The sequence below is a fragment of the Bacillus sp. FSL W8-0183 genome, from assembly GCF_038006825.1.
GTDB lineage: Bacteria > Bacillota > Bacilli > Bacillales > Bacillaceae > Bacillus > Bacillus altitudinis.
Map to the genome: position 1 here is coordinate 119,131 of NZ_JBBOVY010000001.1, position 19,594 is coordinate 138,724.

The following is a 19,594-nucleotide window of genomic DNA, read 5'->3' on the forward strand; positions in this document are numbered from 1 at the left end:
AAGAAAAAAGTGTGAGGCATACCAGAAAGTTGGATGCCTCCCTTTACTTATTTTCTGACCAGTATAAGGAGTTGTATTCTTCAATCTATGGCTAAGTCAAAATCAAAATTTATATGCCAATCGTGCGGTTATGAGTCAGCCAAATGGATGGGGAAATGTCCCGGCTGCGGCACTTGGAACAGTATGACAGAAGAGGTCGTTCGTAAAGAGCCGGCAAATCGTCGAAGTGCGTTTAATCATTCTGTTCAAACCATTCAAAAACCTTCACCTATATCTGCAATTGAAACATCCGAAGAACCCCGAATTAAAACGAATTTAGAAGAATTTAACCGAGTATTAGGAAGTGGAATTGTCAAAGGTTCACTCGTTCTTATTGGCGGTGATCCTGGGATTGGGAAGTCCACACTATTATTACAAGTTTCAGCACAGCTATCAGATCAAAATCAGAATGTGTTATACATATCTGGTGAGGAATCAATCAAACAAACGAAGCTTAGGGCGGACCGTCTCGGTATTGAAAGTGCCTCTTTACATGTTTTGGCTGAAACCGATATGGAGTATATAACGTCTGCTATACAAGAGATGAAACCCGCTTTTGTTGTGGTCGATTCAATTCAAACCGTTTATCAAAGCGATATCACGTCAGCTCCTGGATCTGTTTCTCAGGTGAGGGAATGCACTGCCCAGCTGATGAAAATTGCCAAGACGAATGGTATTCCTATTTTTATCGTTGGTCACGTGACGAAGGAGGGCTCGATTGCTGGGCCGCGCCTTTTAGAGCATATGGTAGATACAGTTCTTTATTTTGAAGGGGAGCGCCATCATACGTTTCGTATTTTACGGGCAGTGAAAAACCGTTTTGGTTCAACGAATGAATTAGGAATTTTTGAAATGAGAGAGGAAGGGCTCACAGAGGTATTAAACCCATCAGAAATCTTCTTAGAAGAGCGGTCAGCAGGTGTATCTGGATCGTGTGTTGTTGCCTCAATGGAAGGAACAAGACCTGTTCTAGTGGAGATACAAGCACTTATTTCACCGACGAGCTTTGGGAATCCACGGAGAATGGCTACTGGCCTTGATCATAACCGAGTGTCATTGCTTATGGCCGTTTTAGAAAAACGGGTAGGGCTGCTACTGCAAAACCAAGATGCCTATTTAAAGGTCGCAGGTGGTGTGAAACTTGATGAACCAGCGATTGACTTGGCTATTGCCGTCAGTATTGCATCAAGCTTTAAAGATGCAGCGCCGCATCAAGCAGATTGCTTTATAGGAGAAGTGGGTCTGACGGGAGAAGTCAGAAGAGTATCAAGAATTGAACAGCGTGTGCAGGAAGCTGCTAAACTAGGATTTAAACGAATGTTTATTCCTCAGGCGAATATAGATGGATGGAAAAAACCGAGAGGGATTGAGTTAGTCGGTGTAGAAAATGTAGCAGAGGCACTTCGTATTTCACTAGGGGGATCATAGAAATGGAAAAAGAGAAAAAAGGAGCGAGAGAAGTCGATCTCTTAGATATTGTCCAGTTTGTGGCACCGGGGACACCCCTGCGGGCAGGGATTGAAAACGTCCTAAGAGCCAATACTGGAGGGCTCATTGTTGTTGGTTATAACGATAAAGTGAAAAGTGTGGTAGATGGAGGATTTCATATTAATTCTGCTTTCTCCCCAGCACATTTATATGAATTGGCGAAAATGGATGGGGCGATTATTTTAAGTGACTCTGGTCAAAAAATCTTGTATGCGAATACACAGCTCATGCCGGATGCAACCATTCATTCATCAGAAACAGGCATGAGACACCGAACGGCTGAACGTGTAGCAAAGCAGACAGGTTGCTTAATCATTGCCATTTCTGAACGTCGGAACGTCATTACCTTATACCAAGGGAACCGACGATATACGTTGAAAGATATTGGTTTTATTTTGACGAAGGCCAACCAAGCGATACAAACACTTGAGAAATATAAAACCATTTTAGACCACGCCATTTCTGCGTTAAGCGCCTTAGAATTTGAAGAGCTTGTGACCTTTGGTGATGTATTATCCGTGCTACATCGTTATGAAATGGTACTTAGAATCAAAAATGAAATCAATATGTATATCAAAGAGCTTGGGACAGAAGGACACTTGATCCGTCTGCAAGTCAATGAGCTGATTACAGATATGGAGCAGGAAGCGGCGTTATTTATTAAAGATTACGTGAAAGAAAAGATCAAAGATCCATATGTGCTGCTGAAACAGCTCCAAGATATGTCGAGCTTTGAACTTTTAGATGACTCAATTTTGTACAAGTTACTTGGCTATCCAGCATCTACAAATATTGACGAATATGTGTACACTAGAGGATACAGATTACTTCATAAAATCCCTAGACTGCCTATGCCAATCGTTGAAAACGTGGTCGAAGCATTTGGTGTGCTAGATCGAATTATGGAAGCAGATGTACAAGATTTGGATGAAGTAGAAGGAATTGGAGAAGTAAGAGCGAAAAAGATAAAAAAAGGATTAAAAAGACTGCAAGAAAAACATTATATCGACCGTCAGCTATAAAAAGAGAAATTTTTCTTAAATACGGTTAAAAATGGATGAATATGGGTATATTAATGATGGTTTTGTTTTCTGTTCATGATGATAGGAAACTTAAGCATATATCAATGTCAGATGAAGGTGGATTGACAGATGAAAAATAAAGGAGGTGAAGGTATGTTAAAAAGAATCGTTCAGGCGTTTTTTATCATTTTCGGTGCAGTTGTAGGGATTTTTATCATTCCAGAGTTATTTCTGCTGTTAAATTTGAAGGACATACCTTTCATAACAAATGCTTACTCTTCAGCACTAATAGGAGCCGCTGTGTTCTTTATCATTGGTAAATGGTGCACAGGCTATGTGGTTAATTGGGTGAAATGGATCGAGGATTCTCTATTGAAGGCGCCTCTTCCTGATCTTATATCTGGAAGTTTCGGTTTAGTATTTGGACTTATTCTAGCATATCTTATTGTAAACGTGATCCCGCTAAACAATATCCCATATCATATTTTTGGTACCATTATTCCGATTTTCCTGGCTTTCTTTTTAGGATACCTTGGATTTCAGGTAGGGTTTAAGAAGAAGGATGAAATGATGGGGCTGTTCTCTCGATCTGCAAAGGTCACAAAGAAAAAAGGAGCAGCTGATGATGAACCTGAAATAGAAGATAAAAAGCTGAAAATTTTAGACACAAGTGTTATCATTGATGGAAGAATCGCAGATATTTGTCAAACTGGATTCCTAGAAGGTGTGATGGTCATTCCTCAATTTGTACTCGAGGAATTACAGCATATTGCAGACTCTTCTGATGTATTAAAGAGAAATAGAGGCCGAAGAGGTCTTGATATTTTAAATCGTATCCAAAAAGAACTGGATATTAAAGTTGAAATTTACGAAGGTGACTTTGAAGATATTCAAGAGGTTGACAGCAAGCTTGTGAAACTCGCTAAGTTAACTTCAGGTGTTGTTGTGACAAATGATTTTAATTTAAATAAAGTATGCGAACTTCAAAAAGTAGCAGTGTTAAACATCAATGATCTAGCCAATGCAGTCAAACCGGTTGTGCTGCCTGGGGAAGAAATGAAGGTACAGGTCATTAAAGATGGGAAAGAGCATAACCAAGGTGTTGCTTACTTAGATGACGGTACGATGATTGTGGTCGAAGAAGGACGCAATTATATTGGAAAAGACATTGATGTGCTCGTCACGAGTGTGCTGCAAACTGCTGCTGGAAGAATGATTTTTGCGAAGCCAAAACTTCTGGAGAAGGCGCTCTAAAGGGAGAACGAACATGTATTATGAAGTAGTTATTCCGGCTGCGGGGCAGGGGAAGCGAATGAAGGCCGGCCGCAATAAACTTTTTATTGAATTGAAAAGAATGCCGGTCATCATCCACACACTGAAGGTGTTTGACGCTCATTCACAATGCAGACGCATGATCTTAGCGATCAATGAAGAAGAGCGTCGTGACTTTGAAAGGCTACTGAAGGTACACGCTTTTCAAACGCCTGTTTCACTTGTCACTGGCGGTGAAGAACGGCAGCAAAGTGTATACGAAGGATTGAAGGCTGTGCAAGATGCGGACATCGTGCTTGTTCATGATGGCGCAAGGCCTTTTATTAAGCATACACAGATTGACTTGCTCGTTAAAGCAGCGATTGAAAAAGGCTCCGCAGTCGTAGCGGTACCAGTGAAAGACACAATCAAACGCGTTCAAGAAGGCAAAGTGGAACAAACCATTGAACGTCAGAGCTTGTGGGCAGTCCAGACCCCACAAGCTTTTCGTCATTCTATTTTAAAAGAAGCGCATGAACATGCGGAGCGGACAGGCTTTCTTGGAACAGATGACGCCAGTCTTGTGGAACAATTACACGGTGAGAGTGTGTATATTGTCCAAGGAGACTATACCAATATTAAACTGACAACACCGGATGATTTATTGGTTGCTAAGGCAATTATGGATGCGGAAAGAGGGTACTAGAACATGTTTAGAATAGGACAAGGTTTTGATGTGCATCAATTAACAGAGGGAAGACCTCTTATTATTGGCGGTGTGACGATCCCTTATGAAAAGGGTCTACTTGGGCATTCAGATGCGGATGTACTGCTTCATACTGTGGCGGATGCCTGCCTAGGTGCGATTGCAGAAGGAGATATCGGCAGACATTTCCCAGACACGGATCCGGAGTTTAAAGATGCAGACTCTTTTAAATTACTTCAGCACGTGTGGGCACTTGTAAAAGAAAAAGGCTATACACTGGTGAATATCGATTGCACGATCATGGCGCAAAAACCAAAGATGGCACCATACATTCAGCCAATGTGTGAGAAAATCGCAGAAGCTCTTGAGGCAGATGTCACACAGGTGAATGTCAAAGCAACAACGACAGAGAAACTTGGATTTACAGGAAGAGGCGAAGGAATTGCCTCTCAAGCAACCGTACTTCTTCAGAAAAAGTAAAATCCGTTTTGATGAGAATGGGTTTTGATGATAAAATACGTTTATAAAAAATTGGTGTCAGACAACATGATGCAGATGAAAGGAAGTTAAACTAATGGGAAATGAAGTGCGTGTTCGTTATGCACCGAGTCCAACTGGTCATTTACATATTGGGAATGCTAGAACGGCTCTTTTCAACTATTTGTTCGCACGCAGCCAAGGCGGCAAATTTATTATTCGAATCGAGGATACGGATCAAAAGCGTAATGTAGAAGGCGGAGAAGAAAGCCAGCTTCGCCACCTGCAATGGCTCGGGATTGATTGGGACGAGAGCATTGATAAAGATGGCGGCTACGGTCCTTACAGACAATCAGAGCGTAATGATATTTACAAAAAATATTATGACGAGCTGCTAGAGAAAGATTTGGCATATAAGTGCTATTGTACGGCTGAAGAATTAGAAGAAGAGCGTGAAGCACAAATTGCCCGCAGTGAAATGCCTCGATATTCTGGTAAATGCAGTCATTTATCAAAAGAAGAAGAGGACAAGCTGATTGCTGAAGGAAGAGAGCCAAGCATCCGCTTCCGAGTGCCTAAAGGAGAAATCATCAAATTTGACGATATGGTCAAAGGCGAGATTTCATTTGAAACAGACGGCATCGGTGACTTTGTTATTGTGAAGAAAGATGGTACGCCAACGTATAACTTCGCTGTAGCGGTGGATGATCATTTGATGAAAATGACTCACATTCTTCGCGGTGAGGATCACATCTCGAATACACCTAAACAAATTATGGTCTTCAATGCATTTGGCTGGGATGTTCCGCTGTTCGGACATATGACGCTGATTGTAAACGAGAACCGCAAGAAATTAAGCAAGCGTGATGAATCAATTATCCAGTTCATCGAACAGTATAAGAACTTGGGCTATTTACCAGAAGCTTTGTTTAACTTCATTGCACTGCTTGGATGGTCTCCAGTTGGTGAAGAGGAACTATTTACAAAAGAGCAGTTCATCGATATTTTCGATGTCAATCGACTTTCTAAGTCACCAGCTCTCTTCGATATGCATAAACTAAAATGGGTGAATAACCAATACGTGAAAGCACTTGATCTTGATCAAGTTGTGGCACTTACACTTCCACATCTTCAAAAGGCAGGCAAGGTAAGCGAGCAGCTGACAGAAGAAGAAAACACGTGGGTGCGCAAACTCATTTCTCTATACCACGAGCAATTGAGCTACGGAGCAGAAATTGTTGAGTTAACAGAGTTGTTCTTTAAGGAACAAATTGAGTATAATCAAGAGGCAAAGGAAGTTCTTGCAGAAGAGCAAGTACCAGAAGTGATGGCTTCGTTTGCAGGTCAGCTTGAACGTCTTGAGTCTTTCACACCAGATGAAATCAAAGCTGCCATTAAAGCGGTACAAAAAGAAACAGGGCATAAAGGTAAGAAACTATTCATGCCAATTCGTGTGGCTGTCACTGGACAAACGCATGGCCCAGAGCTTCCGCAAAGTATTGAACTACTAGGTAAAGAGACGGTATTAAACCGCATTAAACAAATATAAGGAAAATCGTTGCGAGGGAGAAGTACAATGTTATCGTCCATCACAGAAAGAGTCTTCACCGGCTGAAAGAGACTTATGGGCAGACGTTGGAAATGCACCCTCAAGACCCTTGAGGAACACGTATGTTAGTATGCAAGGGCGGTACCCTCCGTTATGGGATGAAGTTGAGAAGGCTGCGAAACGAGGGCTTTCTAAACAGAGTGGAACCGCGTTTTCAAAACGTCTCTGTCATATGGCAGAGGCGTTTTTTATTTGTCCAAAAAAGAGAGCAAGTCCTAAGAGAGATTGATGGGGAAGAACGGGGGGAGCATGTGTTTTTCAAAATGCTGAAAGAAGATATTGATACTGTGTTTGATCAAGATCCTGCTGCTAGAAGCTATCTTGAAGTAGTGCTAACCTATTCAGGGCTTCATGCGATTTGGGCTCATCGTGTTGCGCATGCATTTTACAAGCGTAAGCTGTATTTTCTTGCGCGGATCATTTCTCAGGTCAGCCGGTTTTTCACAGGGGTTGAGATTCACCCAGCAGCAACCATCGGCCGGCGGTTCTTTATTGATCACGGCATGGGCGTCGTGATTGGGGAAACATGTGAAATTGGCGATAACGTCACTGTTTTCCAAGGCGTGACATTAGGGGGAACAGGGAAAGAAAAGGGAAAGCGGCATCCAACCATTTTGGACGATGCCTTGATTGCGACTGGTGCTAAGGTGCTCGGTTCCATTACCGTTGGAAAAGGGTCCAAGATTGGTGCGGGGTCTGTTGTGTTAAAAGACGTACCAGACCATTCCACTGTTGTAGGTATACCTGGGCGAGTGGTCGTTCAAAATGGAAAGAAAATCAATCGTGATCTCAATCATCAAGATTTGCCAGATCCAGTTTCTGATCGTTTCAAAGAATTGGAGCGAGAAATGGAAAAGCTAAAACGTGAGCTGGCTTCATTGAGCAGAAAGGAAGAACAATCATGACAATCAATATTTATAATACATTGACACGTAAGAAGGAAGAGTTTGTCCCACTTGAACCAGGAAAGGTCAAAATGTATGTATGCGGACCAACCGTGTATAACTACATTCATATCGGGAATGCAAGACCGGCCATTGTATATGACACGGTACGTAAGTATTTAGAATATAGCGGCTATGATGTGAATTTCGTATCCAACTTTACTGATGTGGATGATAAACTCATCAAAGCAGCAAATGAATTAGGCGAAGATGTCCCAACGATTGCTGATCGATTTATCCAAGCATACTTTGAGGACGTCAGTGCATTAGGCTGCAAAAAAGCAGACCTTCACCCACGAGTGACAGAAAATATGGATGATATCATTGCGTTTATCGCCACATTGATTGAAAAAGGCTACGCCTATGAGGCAGATGGTGACGTGTATTACAGCACACGCTCATTTGAAGGCTACGGAAAACTGTCTCACCAATCGATTGATGAATTAAAGACAGGTGCCCGTATTCGTGTAGGTGAAAAGAAAAGGGATGCACTCGACTTTGCATTATGGAAGGCCGCAAAGGATCAGGAGATTTCTTGGGATAGCCCGTGGGGCGAAGGGCGTCCAGGCTGGCACATCGAGTGTTCTGCGATGGTCAAAAAGTATTTAGGCGATACGATTGACATTCATGCTGGCGGACAGGATTTAACGTTCCCTCATCACGAGAATGAGATCGCTCAATCTGAGGCTTTGACAGGCAAACCTTTTGCAAAGTATTGGATGCATAACGGATATATTAATATTGAGAATGAAAAAATGTCAAAATCACTAGGCAACTTTGTGCTCGTGCATGACATTGTGAAAGAACAAGATCCTGACGTCCTTCGATTCTTTATGTTGTCGGTTCACTACCGTCATCCAATTAACTACTCAATGGACTTACTAGAGAGTACAAAGAGTGCGTTTAACCGACTCAAAACGTCGTATGCTAATTTACATCATCGCCTTGAAAGCAGCACGAATATCACAGAAGATAACACTGAATGGTTGACAAAGATTGAAGAGCAGCGAGCGACATTTATTTCTGAAATGAATGATGACTTCAATACGGCAAATGCCATCTCTGTTTTATTTGAACTAGCGAAACAAGCGAATTACTATATGGAAAATGATCATACTTCCGAGGAAGTGATCAAGGCATTTATTGGCTTGTTCCAAGAAATCACATCCGTCCTCGGCTTCTCACTAGAAGAAAAGCACACGCTTGACGAAGAGGTAGAAGCATTAATTGAGAAGCGGAATGAAGCTAGAAGGAATCGTGACTTCGCATTGTCTGATCAAATTCGTGACCAGTTAAAGAGCATGAATATTGTATTGGAGGACACTCCTCAAGGTACGCGCTGGAAAAGAGGAGAATAGGTCATGTTGAATTTTGAAAAGCTGAAAGACGGAAAACAGTTGAACGGACTTGCACTTGCTTATATGGGTGATGCCATTTTTGAAGTATACGTGAGGCATCACCTCCTCCAAACGGGGGCGACCAAACCAAATGAGCTTCATAAACGTGCAAGTAAAATCGTTTCAGCTAAATCTCAGGCCGCTATTTTATTTGTGCTTCAGCAGAAGGGCTTTTTCACAGAAGCGGAAGAAGCGGTGCTGAAAAGAGGAAGAAATGCAAAATCAGGCACAGTGCCTAAAAACACAGACGTTCAAACGTATCGTTATAGTACAGCGTTTGAAGCGCTCATGGGTTATTTATTTATTGAGAAGCAGGACGAACGCTTAGAAGAGTTGATTAGTCAGGCGATTGAAATCGGAACGTCAGGGAGGAAGACAAATGAGTCAGCAACATGATTATGTGATTGGGAAAAATGCAGTGATTGAAACACTGAAGTCAGATCGGGAGTTATACAAGCTCTGGATGGCAGAAAACACTGTAAAAGGACAAGCCCAGCAGGTCATTGAACTCGCGAAAAAGCAAAATATCACCATTCAGTATGTTCCGAGGAAAAAGCTTGATCAGATGGTAACAGGTCAGCACCAGGGAATCGTTGCACAAGTAGCAGCATATGAATATGCAGAATTGGACGATTTGTATCAAATTGCTGAAAAGCGGAATGAACAACCATTTTTCATCATCTTAGATGAAATTGAAGATCCGCACAATTTAGGGTCGATCATGCGTACGGCCGATGCTGTTGGTGCACATGGAATCGTCATTCCAAAACGACGAGCGGTAGGCTTGACGACAACTGTTGCGAAAGCATCTACTGGAGCCATTGAACATATCCCGGTCGCAAAAGTAACCAATCTTTCCAGAGCTCTTGATGAAATGAAAGAAAGAGGAATCTGGGTCGCAGGAACAGATGCATCTGCGAAGCAGGACTACAGACAATTTGATGGCACGATGCCTCTCGCTCTTGTCATCGGCAGTGAAGGAAAAGGTATTGGCCGATTGATTAAGGAAAAATGTGATTTCTTGATTAAATTGCCAATGGCCGGGAAGGTCACTTCATTAAATGCATCAGTTGCCGCTAGTCTATTGATGTATGAAGTGTATCGAAAACGTTATCCGTTAGGAGAATAGAGATGGACATCCTCTTAGTCGATGGATACAACATGATAGGTGCATGGCCTCGTTTGCAGCACTTAAAAGAAAACAGCTTTGAAGAAGCCAGAGACGTGCTGATTCAACATTTAGCAGAATATCAAGCATATACAGGGTATCGAGTCATTGTCGTATTCGATGCCCATATGGTCAAAGGAATCGAAAAGAAGCGGACAAACCACCGAGTAGAGGTCATCTTTACAAGAGAAAATGAAACGGCTGATGAGCGGATTGAAAAACTGGCACAAGACTTAAATAACATTCGGACGCAAATTCATGTGGCGACCTCTGATTATACAGAACAATGGGCGATTTTTGGACAGGGTGCACTTCGTAAGTCAGCACGAGAGCTCTTAAGAGAGATAGAAGTGATTGAACGAAAGATTGAAACACGTGTCAAAAAGATTACTTCTGATAAACCAGCATCCAAAATTGAATTGTCAGAAGATGTATTGAAAACGTTTGAAAAATGGCGGCGGGGAAACTTGGAATAGCTTGACGATATTTCAACCATTATTGTATAATATTTCTATCTAGGTGCGGTCGGGGGGATCGAAGTGAATCTAAACAACAGCAAGGGTAAGTCCATCAGAGAGCAATTTTGCCAGTTGGAAGATGAACAAGTCATTGAAAGGGTTCATGTCGGAGATAGTGATGCGCTAGATTATTTAATAACGAAATACCGCAATTTTGTACGTGCGAAAGCAAGATCTTATTTCTTGATTGGAGCGGATCGAGAGGACATTGTCCAAGAGGGGATGATCGGACTTTATAAGTCTATCCGCGATTTCAGAGAGGACAAGCTAACTTCATTTAAGGCTTTTGCAGAATTATGTATTACCCGCCAAATTATCACCGCAATTAAAACAGCTACTCGCCAAAAACATATCCCGTTAAATTCCTATGTATCATTAGACAAGCCGATATACGATGAAGAATCGGACAGAACATTATTGGACGTCATTTCCGGTGCTAAAGCGCTTAACCCAGAAGATTTAATCATTAGCAAAGAAGAATTTGATGATATTGAAATGAAAATGGGTGAATTACTAAGCGAGCTGGAAAGAAAGGTACTTGTGCTTTATCTTGATGGCAGGTCCTATCAGGAGATTTCTGAAGATTTAAACCGTCATGTGAAATCAATTGATAACGCACTCCAAAGAGTAAAGAGAAAATTAGAGAAATATTTAGAGCTGCGCGAGATCAGTCTCTAATCAAACCTATATTGACAGCTTTTTCGACACTGTGATAAGGTACTAAGGAAATGATGTCGAGAAAATAGGTGTAAATATGAGGAAAAAGATTACTCTAGCCTGTAAAGACTGCGGAAGCCGCAATTATACGACAATGAAAAGTGTTGCTTCAGCAGCTGAAAGATTAGAAGTTAAGAAATATTGCAAGACTTGTAATTCACATAAAACACATTTAGAAACGAAGTAGGATTTGCGTTCTTTAATCTGTGGAGGTCTTTTACATGCGTATTATCAGTTTCTTAAAAAGTGTCGGGAAAGAAATGAAAAAGGTCAGCTGGCCAAAGAAAAACGAAATGGTCCGCTACACGATCACTGTTATTTTAACAGTCGTATTTTTTGCCATCTTTTTCTCTTTTCTTGATATAGGAATCTCACAATTAATCGAATTAATTCATTAATACTTGAATAATGGTCTGCTGAACGTGCTATAATAGATCATAATATGACTTGCCAAAAAACCCGTTTTACGGGTTTTTTCAATTGCTTGAAAATATTTACCGGTACTCGAGATTCGTCAAATAGACATTACGAAATGTGGGGAGGGAAGGACTAAATAGTCCTGAACGAAAATGGAAAAGAATTGGTATGTTGTGCATACGTACTCTGGCTATGAGAACAAAGTGAAAGCGAACTTGGAAAAGCGTGTTGAATCAATGGGCATGCAGGATAAAATTTTCCGCGTTGTTGTACCAGAAGAAGAAGAAACGGACATTAAAAACGGTAAGAAAAAAGTAGTGAAAAAGAAAGTATTCCCTGGATATGTGCTAGTAGAAATCGTCATGACTGACGATTCTTGGTATGTCGTTCGTAATACACCAGGTGTGACAGGATTCGTTGGATCAGCTGGATCAGGCTCTAAGCCGACAGCGTTATTACCTGGCGAAGCGGAAACCATTCTGAAGAGAATGGGACTTGAAGAGCGCAAGACAGAAATCGACTTTGAACTAAAAGAAACAGTCAAGGTCATCGATGGACCATTTGCTAACTTCACAGGCTCTATCGAAGAGATTGATTATGATAAAAGCAAAGTCAAAGTATTCGTTAATATGTTTGGTAGAGAAACTCCTGTGGAACTTGAGTTCACACAGATCGATAAATTGTAATTTAAAAGAGCTTGAAATGAGTGTATAGAAGTGGTAATATAGCAAAGGTACGTCTTGAGTTCGCTCAAGATCGCTAGCTAGTTATTTCGTCATTCATATAAAGAATGAAGTTGTTGAGTGGGAGGGGGATTCCCCTATTACCACATCACGGACTTTAAGGAGGTGTGTCTCGTGGCTAAAAAAGTAGTAAAAGTTGTTAAATTGCAAATTCCTGCTGGAAAAGCTAACCCAGCTCCACCAGTTGGACCTGCACTAGGTCAAGCCGGTGTTAATATCATGGGATTCTGTAAGGAGTTTAACGCTCGTACAGCTGACCAAGCTGGTCTTATCATTCCTGTTGAAATTTCGGTTTTTGAAGACCGTTCATTTACATTTATTACTAAAACTCCACCTGCTGCAGTATTACTTAAAAAAGCAGCTGGTATTGAGTCTGGTTCTGGTGAACCTAACCGTAATAAAGTGGCAACTGTTAAGCGTGATAAAGTACGCGAAATCGCGGAAACAAAAATGCCTGACTTAAACGCTGCTAGCGTTGAATCAGCTATGCGCATGGTTGAAGGTACTGCACGCAGTATGGGTATTGTCATCGAAGATTAATTTTTTGTCTTGTTGGGTTGCGAGTTTGGTTTTGACAAGTTCGCAACCCTTATTCGTGGGAGGTTATTCCGCTAAAACCACATAAGGAGGATTTTTATAATGGCTAAAAAAGGTAAAAAGTATGTAGAAGCTGCTAAGCTAATCGATCGTACAAAAGCGTATGATGTTGCTGAAGCTGTTTCTCTTACAAAAAAAGCAAATACAGCGAAATTTGATGCGACTGTAGAAGTTGCTTTTCGTTTGGGCGTAGACCCTCGTAAAAACGATCAACAAATCCGCGGTGCAGTTGTACTTCCTAACGGAACTGGTAAAACTCAACGCGTTCTTGTGTTCGCTAAAGGCGAAAAAGCAAAAGAAGCAGAAGCTGCTGGAGCAGACTACGTTGGAGATTCTGATTACATCACTAAAATCCAACAAGGCTGGTTCGAATTCGATGTAATCGTTGCGACACCTGACATGATGGGTGAAGTTGGTAAGATCGGTCGTGTACTTGGACCAAAAGGTCTTATGCCAAACCCTAAAACAGGAACTGTAACTTTCGAAGTAGAAAAAGCAATCAATGAAATCAAAGCTGGTAAAGTAGAATACCGCGTTGATAAAGCTGGTAACATCCACGCGCCAATCGGAAAGGTTTCTTTCGAGGACGAAAAGCTTGTTGAGAACTTTGCAACAATCTATGACACAATCCTTAAAGCAAAACCTGCAGCGGCTAAAGGTGTATACGTGAAAAACGTTTCTGTTACATCTACTATGGGCCCTGGCGTGAAAGTGGACCCATCTTCTTTCTCTGCAAAATAATTCTTGACTTATCACAACCGTTTTGATAATATCAAAATGTTGTAAAATAGAATAATCATTTATACCGTAGACAGCAGGGGCCTTATGGCTTAATTAACCCGCCGAGGTGTATATGTCACAGTCTTACGTTAACGTATGCTTGTATATACAGCCTCCATGTCTTAATGGAGGCTTTTTATATGGAGAACCGTTCGTTAGGAACGTGATGGCCTGATCGGTATAAGTGTTACACAAAGAATGTACAGGAGGTGTAACCATGAGCAATGCAATCGATACTAAAAAAGTTGTCGTTGATGAAATTACTTCTAAATTTAAAGACAGTATGTCTACTGTAATCGTAGATTACCGCGGTCTTTCAGTTTCTGAAGTGACTGAACTTCGTAAACAGCTTCGTGATGCTGGCGTAGAATTCAAAGTTTACAAAAATACTTTGACTCGCCGTGCAGTTGAACAAGTTGAACTAACGGGTTTAAACGATTTCTTAACAGGTCCAAACGCTATCGCATTCAGTAACGAAGATGTTATCGCACCTGCGAAAATCATCAACGAATTTGCGAAAAGCCACGAAGCTTTAGAAATCAAAGCTGGTGTTATCGAAGGAAACGTAGCGACTGTAGAAGAAGTGAAGGCTCTTGCGGAACTTCCGTCTCGCGAAGGCTTACTTTCTATGTTGCTTAGCGTTCTTCAAGCTCCAGTTCGTAACCTTGCTCTTGCTACTAAAGCAGTTGCAGATCAAAAAGAAGAACAAGGCGCTTAATGCGTACTTGACGTAAAAAAACTTAAAATGGAGGAATTACAAATGGCTTTAAATATCGAAGAAATCATTGCTTCAGTTAAAGAAGCAACTGTACTTGAGTTAAACGACTTAGTAAAAGCAATCGAAGAAGAATTTGGCGTAACTGCTGCTGCTCCTGTAGCTGTAGCTGCTGGTGGCGGTGCTGCTGCTGAAGAAAAAACTGATTTTGATCTAGTACTTGCTGGTGCTGGAGACCAAAAAATCAAAGTTATCAAAGTGGTTCGTGAAATCACTGGTCTTGGCTTGAAAGAAGCTAAAGAACTTGTTGACAACACTCCAAAACCACTTAAAGAAGGTATTGCTAAAGAAGAAGCTGAAGAACTTAAAGCTAAGCTTGAAGAAGTTGGCGCTTCTGTAGAAGTTAAGTAATCTTCGCCTAATCTTTTGGGAAAGCTCGCTTTTACTGGCGGGCTTTTTCTTTTCTTATCTCCTGAAACGATTGAATCCAGAGGAGGTCCATTCACCATGAGTGACCACTATTATACGGAAAAGCCATCAGTGAAAAGCAATAAACAGACATGGGACTTCACCTTGAGAAACCGTAGCTTTACTTTTACAAGTGACAGTGGAGTGTTTTCTAAGAAAGAAGTCGACTATGGTTCGAGGCTTTTAATTGAAGCTTTTGAAGAACCTGACTTGGATGGCGACGTCTTAGATGTCGGTTGCGGTTATGGACCGATCGGCTTATCGTTAGCAAACGAAATGACAGGCCGCACCATTCATATGATTGATGTGAACGAAAGAGCAGTCGAACTTTCAAAGGAAAACGCTAAGCATAATCGCATTGATAATGTCCGCATCTATCAAAGTGATTTGTTCTCGAATGTTCATTCATCAGCTGCTTTTGCCTCTATACTGACCAATCCCCCAATACGGGCAGGGAAGAAAGTAGTACATGCGATCTTTGAAAAAAGTGCTGATCATTTATTGCCGGAAGGTGAGTTGTGGGTGGTTATTCAGAAAAAACAAGGTGGACCATCTGCGATTGAGAAATTAGAGCAGCTTTTTGGAGAAGTGACGGTCGTTATGAAAAAAAAGGGCTACTATATTATCAAAGCTAAAAAAGTTTGACGCAGTTTCCTAGCTGTGTTAACATTATAAAATGCCAATGTGTATATTTTGCTTGATAGGCTTAAAAAACAACTATTTTGTATAAATTATGCATACTTGGGAAAACTAATAAAATCGGTATTTGTTTTTGGATGTGGTTTTCTTATTTTAGAAACCCTTTTTTCTTTTGTCTTGTAAAAGTATTTCTTTACTGACATTTGAAAGACAGAAATACTTTTTACACATATAATACGCATGATTTGAGGGGTGAATCAGTTGACAGGTCAACTAGTTCAGTATGGACGACACCGCCAGCGCAGAAGCTACGCACGCATAAGCGAAGTGTTAGAATTACCAAATCTCATTGAAATTCAAACCTCTTCTTATCAGTGGTTTCTTGATGAGGGTCTTAGAGAGATGTTTCAAGATATATCCCCAATTGAGGATTTTACTGGTAACCTTTCTCTTGAATTCATTGATTACAGCCTAGGGGATCCTAAGTATCCTGTAGCAGAATCAAAAGAACGTGATGTAACTTACTCTGCTCCACTAAGAGTAAAAGTTCGTTTAATTAACAAAGAAACTGGAGAAGTAAAAGACCAAGATGTGTTTATGGGTGATTTCCCAATCATGACAGACACAGGTACTTTTATCATTAATGGTGCGGAACGTGTAATCGTTTCTCAGTTAGTACGTTCTCCAAGTGTATATTTCAGTGGTAAAGTAGACAAAAACGGTAAAAAAGGTTTTACTGCGACTGTCATTCCAAACCGTGGCGCATGGTTAGAATACGAAACTGATGCGAAGGATGTAGTCTATGTACGCATCGATCGCACACGTAAGTTGCCGGTTACGGTTCTTTTGCGTGCTCTCGGCTTCAGCTCTGATCAAGAGATTCTTGACCTCATTGGCGAGAATGAATACTTACGCAACACGTTGGAAAAAGACAATACAGAGAATGCCGATAAAGCACTTCTCGAAATCTACGAGCGTCTTCGTCCCGGAGAGCCGCCAACTGTTGAAAATGCGAAAAGCTTGCTAGACTCTCGCTTCTTTGATCCGAAGAGATATGACTTAGCAAATGTTGGACGCTACAAGATTAATAAGAAGCTTCATATTAAAAATAGACTATTCAATCAAAAATTGGCTGAAACGCTAGTTGATCCTGAAACAGGTGAAATCCTAGCAGAAAAAGGTCAAATTTTAGATAGAAGAGTGCTTGATAAAGTTCTTCCATACTTAGAAAACGGCATCGGATTTAGAAAGCTTTATCCAAACGGTGGCGTAGTAGAGGATGAAGTAGAACTTCAATCTATCAAGATTTATGCACCAACTGATCAAGAAGGCGAGCAAGTGATCAACGTGATTGGTAATGCATATGTAGAGGAAGCTGTGAAGAACATCACGCCTTCTGACATCATTGCTTCAATCAGTTACTTCTTTAACCTGCTTCATGGAGTAGGTGACACAGATGATATCGATCACCTTGGTAACCGTCGTCTGCGTTCTGTAGGTGAACTTCTGCAAAACCAATTCCGTATTGGTTTAAGCAGAATGGAGCGTGTTGTTCGTGAAAGAATGTCGATTCAAGACACGAACACGATCACACCTCAGCAGCTGATCAACATCCGTCCTGTGATCGCTTCTATCAAAGAGTTCTTTGGTAGCTCTCAGCTTTCTCAGTTCATGGATCAAACAAACCCGCTTGCTGAATTGACACACAAACGTCGTCTATCAGCGCTTGGACCGGGTGGTTTGACACGTGAGCGTGCAGGAATGGAAGTTCGTGACGTTCACTATTCTCACTATGGTCGTATGTGTCCGATTGAAACACCAGAGGGTCCAAACATTGGTTTGATCAACTCTCTATCTTCATTTGCGAAAGTGAACCGCTTCGGATTTATCGAAACACCTTACCGTCGGGTTGATCCTGAAACAGGTAAAGTGACGCCGAGAATCGATTACTTAACCGCTGATGAAGAGGATAACTACGTTGTAGCACAAGCGAACGCTCTGCTAGCTGATGATGGTTCGTTTATCGATGATAACATTATCGCTCGTTTCAGAGGGGAAAACACCGTTGTTCCTCGAAACCGCGTTGACTACATGGACGTTTCGCCGAAGCAGGTTGTTTCTGCAGCGACAGCATGTATCCCATTCTTAGAAAACGATGACTCTAACCGTGCTCTAATGGGAGCGAACATGCAACGTCAGGCTGTGCCTTTGATGCAGCCGGAATCACCGATTGTTGGTACAGGTATGGAGTATGTATCAGGTAAAGACTCTGGTGCTGCTGTGATCTGTCGTTACCCAGGTGTTGTAGAACGTGTTGAAGCGAAGAATATTTGGGTTCGCCGTTATGAAGACGTTGACGGACAACAAGTCAAAGGAAACCTAGACAAATACAGCTTGCTGAAATTTGTCCGCTCTAACCAAGGGACTTGCTACAACCAGCGCCCAATTGTAAGTGTTGGAGATGAAGTCGTCAAAGGAGAAATCCTTGCAGACGGTCCTTCTATGGAAAAAGGTGAATTGGCTCTAGGACGTAACGTCATGGTCGGCTTCATGACTTGGGACGGTTACAACTATGAGGATGCGATCATTATGAGTGAGCGCCTTGTAAAAGATGACGTCTACACTTCTATTCATATTGAAGAATATGAATCAGAAGCTCGTGATACAAAGCTTGGACCAGAAGAAATTACGCGTGATATTCCAAACGTTGGGGAAGATGCTTTACGCAACCTTGACGAGCGTGGAATCATCCGTATTGGTGCAGAAGTAAAAGACGGAGATCTTCTTGTCGGGAAAGTAACGCCTAAAGGTGTAACAGAACTAACAGCTGAAGAACGTCTATTACATGCAATCTTCGGTGAAAAGGCTCGTGAAGTACGTGATACGTCTCTACGTGTACCACACGGCGGCGGCGGAATCATCCACGATGTCAAAGTCTTTAACCGTGAAGATGGAGATGAATTACCACCAGGTGTTAACCAGTTAGTCCGTGTATACATCGTTCAGAAGCGTAAAATTTCTGAAGGTGACAAAATGGCCGGACGACATGGTAACAAGGGTGTTATCTCTAAGATTCTTCCAGAAGAAGATATGCCGTATCTTCCAGATGGAACACCGATTGATATCATGTTAAACCCTCTAGGGGTACCATCTCGTATGAACATCGGTCAGGTACTTGAGCTTCATATGGGTATGGCTGCACGTTACCTAGGCATCCACATTGCGTCACCAGTATTTGATGGTGCGCGTGAGGAAGATGTTTGGGAAACGCTTGAAGAAGCAGGTATGTCCCGTGATGCGAAAACAGTCCTTTATGACGGTCGAACTGGTGAACCATTCGATAACCGTGTATCAGTCGGAATCATGTACATGATCAAACTGGCTCACATGGTTGACGATAAACTTCACGCTCGTTCAACTGGACCATACTCACTTGTTACGCAGCAGCCACTGGGCGGTAAAGCACAGTTTGGTGGACAGCGTTTCGGAGAGATGGAAGTATGGGCACTTGAAGCTTACGGTGCAGCATATACACTTCAAGAAATCTTAACTGTAAAATCGGATGACGTTGTGGGTCGTGTGAAAACATACGAAGCGATCGTCAAAGGGGATAACGTACCTGAACCAGGTGTCCCTGAATCATTCAAAGTATTAATTAAAGAACTTCAAAGTTTAGGTATGGATGTGAAAATCCTATCTGGCGATGAAGAAGAGATAGAAATGAGAGATTTAGAAGACGATGAGGAAACGAAGAAAGCAGACGGATTAGCGTTATCTAATGACGAAGATGCTGCAGACCTCGCACCTGTCGATCTTGAACGTGACGCAGTCACAAAAGAATAGCAGAAACGATTAGAGCAAGTGACTAGGGTATAACCCGAAGATTAAAAGGGAGGTAG

General features: G+C 41.6%; 21 protein-coding genes and 2 other annotated features. All 21 genes read left to right on the forward strand.

Translation table 11 applies throughout. The annotated features are described in order from the left end of the window. Positions 1-87 precede the first annotated feature (87 nt). The 21 genes from radA to rpoB all read left to right on the forward strand — a co-directional run bounded on the left by radA (position 88) and on the right by rpoB (position 19,538). Positions 88-1,467 (forward strand): DNA repair protein RadA, encoded by a 1,380-nt coding sequence (radA, locus tag NSQ64_RS00640; RefSeq protein WP_017359160.1) that lies wholly within the window; start codon positions 88-90, stop codon positions 1,465-1,467. A gap of 2 nt (positions 1,468-1,469) precedes the next feature. Then, on the forward strand, positions 1,470-2,549 hold the full coding sequence (disA, locus tag NSQ64_RS00645) for a DNA integrity scanning diadenylate cyclase DisA (RefSeq protein WP_007496267.1): 1,080 nt from the start codon (positions 1,470-1,472) through the stop codon (positions 2,547-2,549). A gap of 153 nt (positions 2,550-2,702) precedes the next feature. Next, positions 2,703-3,803, forward strand: a complete 1,101-nt coding sequence (locus NSQ64_RS00650) for a PIN/TRAM domain-containing protein (RefSeq protein WP_047946821.1) — start codon at positions 2,703-2,705, stop codon at positions 3,801-3,803. A 13-nt stretch (positions 3,804-3,816) separates the two neighbouring features. Continuing rightward, the gene (ispD, locus tag NSQ64_RS00655) at positions 3,817-4,506 is read left to right on the forward strand and encodes a 2-C-methyl-D-erythritol 4-phosphate cytidylyltransferase (protein WP_008345432.1); all 690 of its coding nucleotides are present in this window, start codon (positions 3,817-3,819) and stop codon (positions 4,504-4,506) included. 3 nt (positions 4,507-4,509) lie between these two features. Beyond that, entirely contained in the window at positions 4,510-4,986 is a 477-nt protein-coding gene (gene ispF / locus NSQ64_RS00660) for a 2-C-methyl-D-erythritol 2,4-cyclodiphosphate synthase (RefSeq protein ID WP_007496273.1), read from the forward strand. A 94-nt stretch (positions 4,987-5,080) separates the two neighbouring features. After that, the gene (gltX, locus tag NSQ64_RS00665; RefSeq protein ID WP_007496275.1) at positions 5,081-6,532 is read left to right on the forward strand and encodes a glutamate--tRNA ligase; all 1,452 of its coding nucleotides are present in this window, start codon (positions 5,081-5,083) and stop codon (positions 6,530-6,532) included. Next, positions 6,533-6,762: a binding site (T-box leader), on the forward strand. It abuts the gene before it with no gap. 81 nt (positions 6,763-6,843) lie between these two features. Next, a complete protein-coding gene (gene cysE / locus NSQ64_RS00670; protein WP_017366453.1) occupies positions 6,844-7,497 on the forward strand; it encodes a serine O-acetyltransferase in 654 nt (217 codons plus the stop codon). After that, positions 7,494-8,894: a cysteine--tRNA ligase gene (cysS, locus tag NSQ64_RS00675; protein WP_024718297.1), complete on the forward strand. Its 1,401-nt coding sequence runs from the start codon at positions 7,494-7,496 to the stop codon at positions 8,892-8,894. Before cysE ends, cysS begins: the two co-directional genes overlap by 4 nt. A gap of 3 nt (positions 8,895-8,897) precedes the next feature. Further along, the gene (locus NSQ64_RS00680; RefSeq protein WP_341014569.1) at positions 8,898-9,329 is read left to right on the forward strand and encodes a Mini-ribonuclease 3; all 432 of its coding nucleotides are present in this window, start codon (positions 8,898-8,900) and stop codon (positions 9,327-9,329) included. Next, positions 9,313-10,062: a 23S rRNA (guanosine(2251)-2'-O)-methyltransferase RlmB gene (rlmB, locus tag NSQ64_RS00685; protein ID WP_017359163.1), complete on the forward strand. Its 750-nt coding sequence runs from the start codon at positions 9,313-9,315 to the stop codon at positions 10,060-10,062. The genes NSQ64_RS00680 and rlmB overlap by 17 nt, the downstream gene beginning before the upstream one ends. A gap of 2 nt (positions 10,063-10,064) precedes the next feature. Further along, a complete protein-coding gene (rae1, locus tag NSQ64_RS00690; protein WP_007496285.1) occupies positions 10,065-10,577 on the forward strand; it encodes a ribosome-dependent mRNA decay endonuclease Rae1/YacP in 513 nt (170 codons plus the stop codon). Positions 10,578-10,640: 63 nt separating this feature from the next. Next, complete coding sequence (gene sigH / locus NSQ64_RS00695) at positions 10,641-11,297, forward strand: RNA polymerase sporulation sigma factor SigH (protein WP_008345424.1); 657 nt, start codon at positions 10,641-10,643, stop codon at positions 11,295-11,297. Positions 11,298-11,373: 76 nt separating this feature from the next. Continuing rightward, complete coding sequence (gene rpmG / locus NSQ64_RS00700; protein ID WP_008356502.1) at positions 11,374-11,523, forward strand: 50S ribosomal protein L33; 150 nt, start codon at positions 11,374-11,376, stop codon at positions 11,521-11,523. A 34-nt stretch (positions 11,524-11,557) separates the two neighbouring features. After that, the gene (gene secE / locus NSQ64_RS00705) at positions 11,558-11,734 is read left to right on the forward strand and encodes a preprotein translocase subunit SecE (RefSeq protein ID WP_008345422.1); all 177 of its coding nucleotides are present in this window, start codon (positions 11,558-11,560) and stop codon (positions 11,732-11,734) included. Positions 11,735-11,905: 171 nt separating this feature from the next. Then, the gene (gene nusG, locus NSQ64_RS00710; RefSeq protein ID WP_003217197.1) at positions 11,906-12,439 is read left to right on the forward strand and encodes a transcription termination/antitermination protein NusG; all 534 of its coding nucleotides are present in this window, start codon (positions 11,906-11,908) and stop codon (positions 12,437-12,439) included. 171 nt (positions 12,440-12,610) lie between these two features. Next, on the forward strand, positions 12,611-13,036 hold the full coding sequence (gene rplK / locus NSQ64_RS00715) for a 50S ribosomal protein L11 (RefSeq protein ID WP_003216956.1): 426 nt from the start codon (positions 12,611-12,613) through the stop codon (positions 13,034-13,036). 99 nt (positions 13,037-13,135) lie between these two features. Continuing rightward, complete coding sequence (rplA, locus tag NSQ64_RS00720) at positions 13,136-13,834, forward strand: 50S ribosomal protein L1 (RefSeq protein ID WP_017359164.1); 699 nt, start codon at positions 13,136-13,138, stop codon at positions 13,832-13,834. 46 nt (positions 13,835-13,880) lie between these two features. After that, positions 13,881-14,021 (forward strand) — a sequence feature (ribosomal protein L10 leader region). A gap of 69 nt (positions 14,022-14,090) precedes the next feature. Next, positions 14,091-14,591: a 50S ribosomal protein L10 gene (gene rplJ / locus NSQ64_RS00725; protein WP_003217048.1), complete on the forward strand. Its 501-nt coding sequence runs from the start codon at positions 14,091-14,093 to the stop codon at positions 14,589-14,591. Between the two features lie 42 nt (positions 14,592-14,633). Continuing rightward, positions 14,634-14,999 (forward strand): 50S ribosomal protein L7/L12, encoded by a 366-nt coding sequence (rplL, locus tag NSQ64_RS00730; RefSeq protein ID WP_008345418.1) that lies wholly within the window; start codon positions 14,634-14,636, stop codon positions 14,997-14,999. Positions 15,000-15,095: 96 nt separating this feature from the next. After that, a complete protein-coding gene (locus NSQ64_RS00735; protein WP_007496296.1) occupies positions 15,096-15,701 on the forward strand; it encodes a class I SAM-dependent methyltransferase in 606 nt (201 codons plus the stop codon). A 255-nt stretch (positions 15,702-15,956) separates the two neighbouring features. Beyond that, on the forward strand, positions 15,957-19,538 hold the full coding sequence (gene rpoB, locus NSQ64_RS00740) for a DNA-directed RNA polymerase subunit beta (protein WP_024718298.1): 3,582 nt from the start codon (positions 15,957-15,959) through the stop codon (positions 19,536-19,538). Positions 19,539-19,594 lie beyond the last annotated feature (56 nt).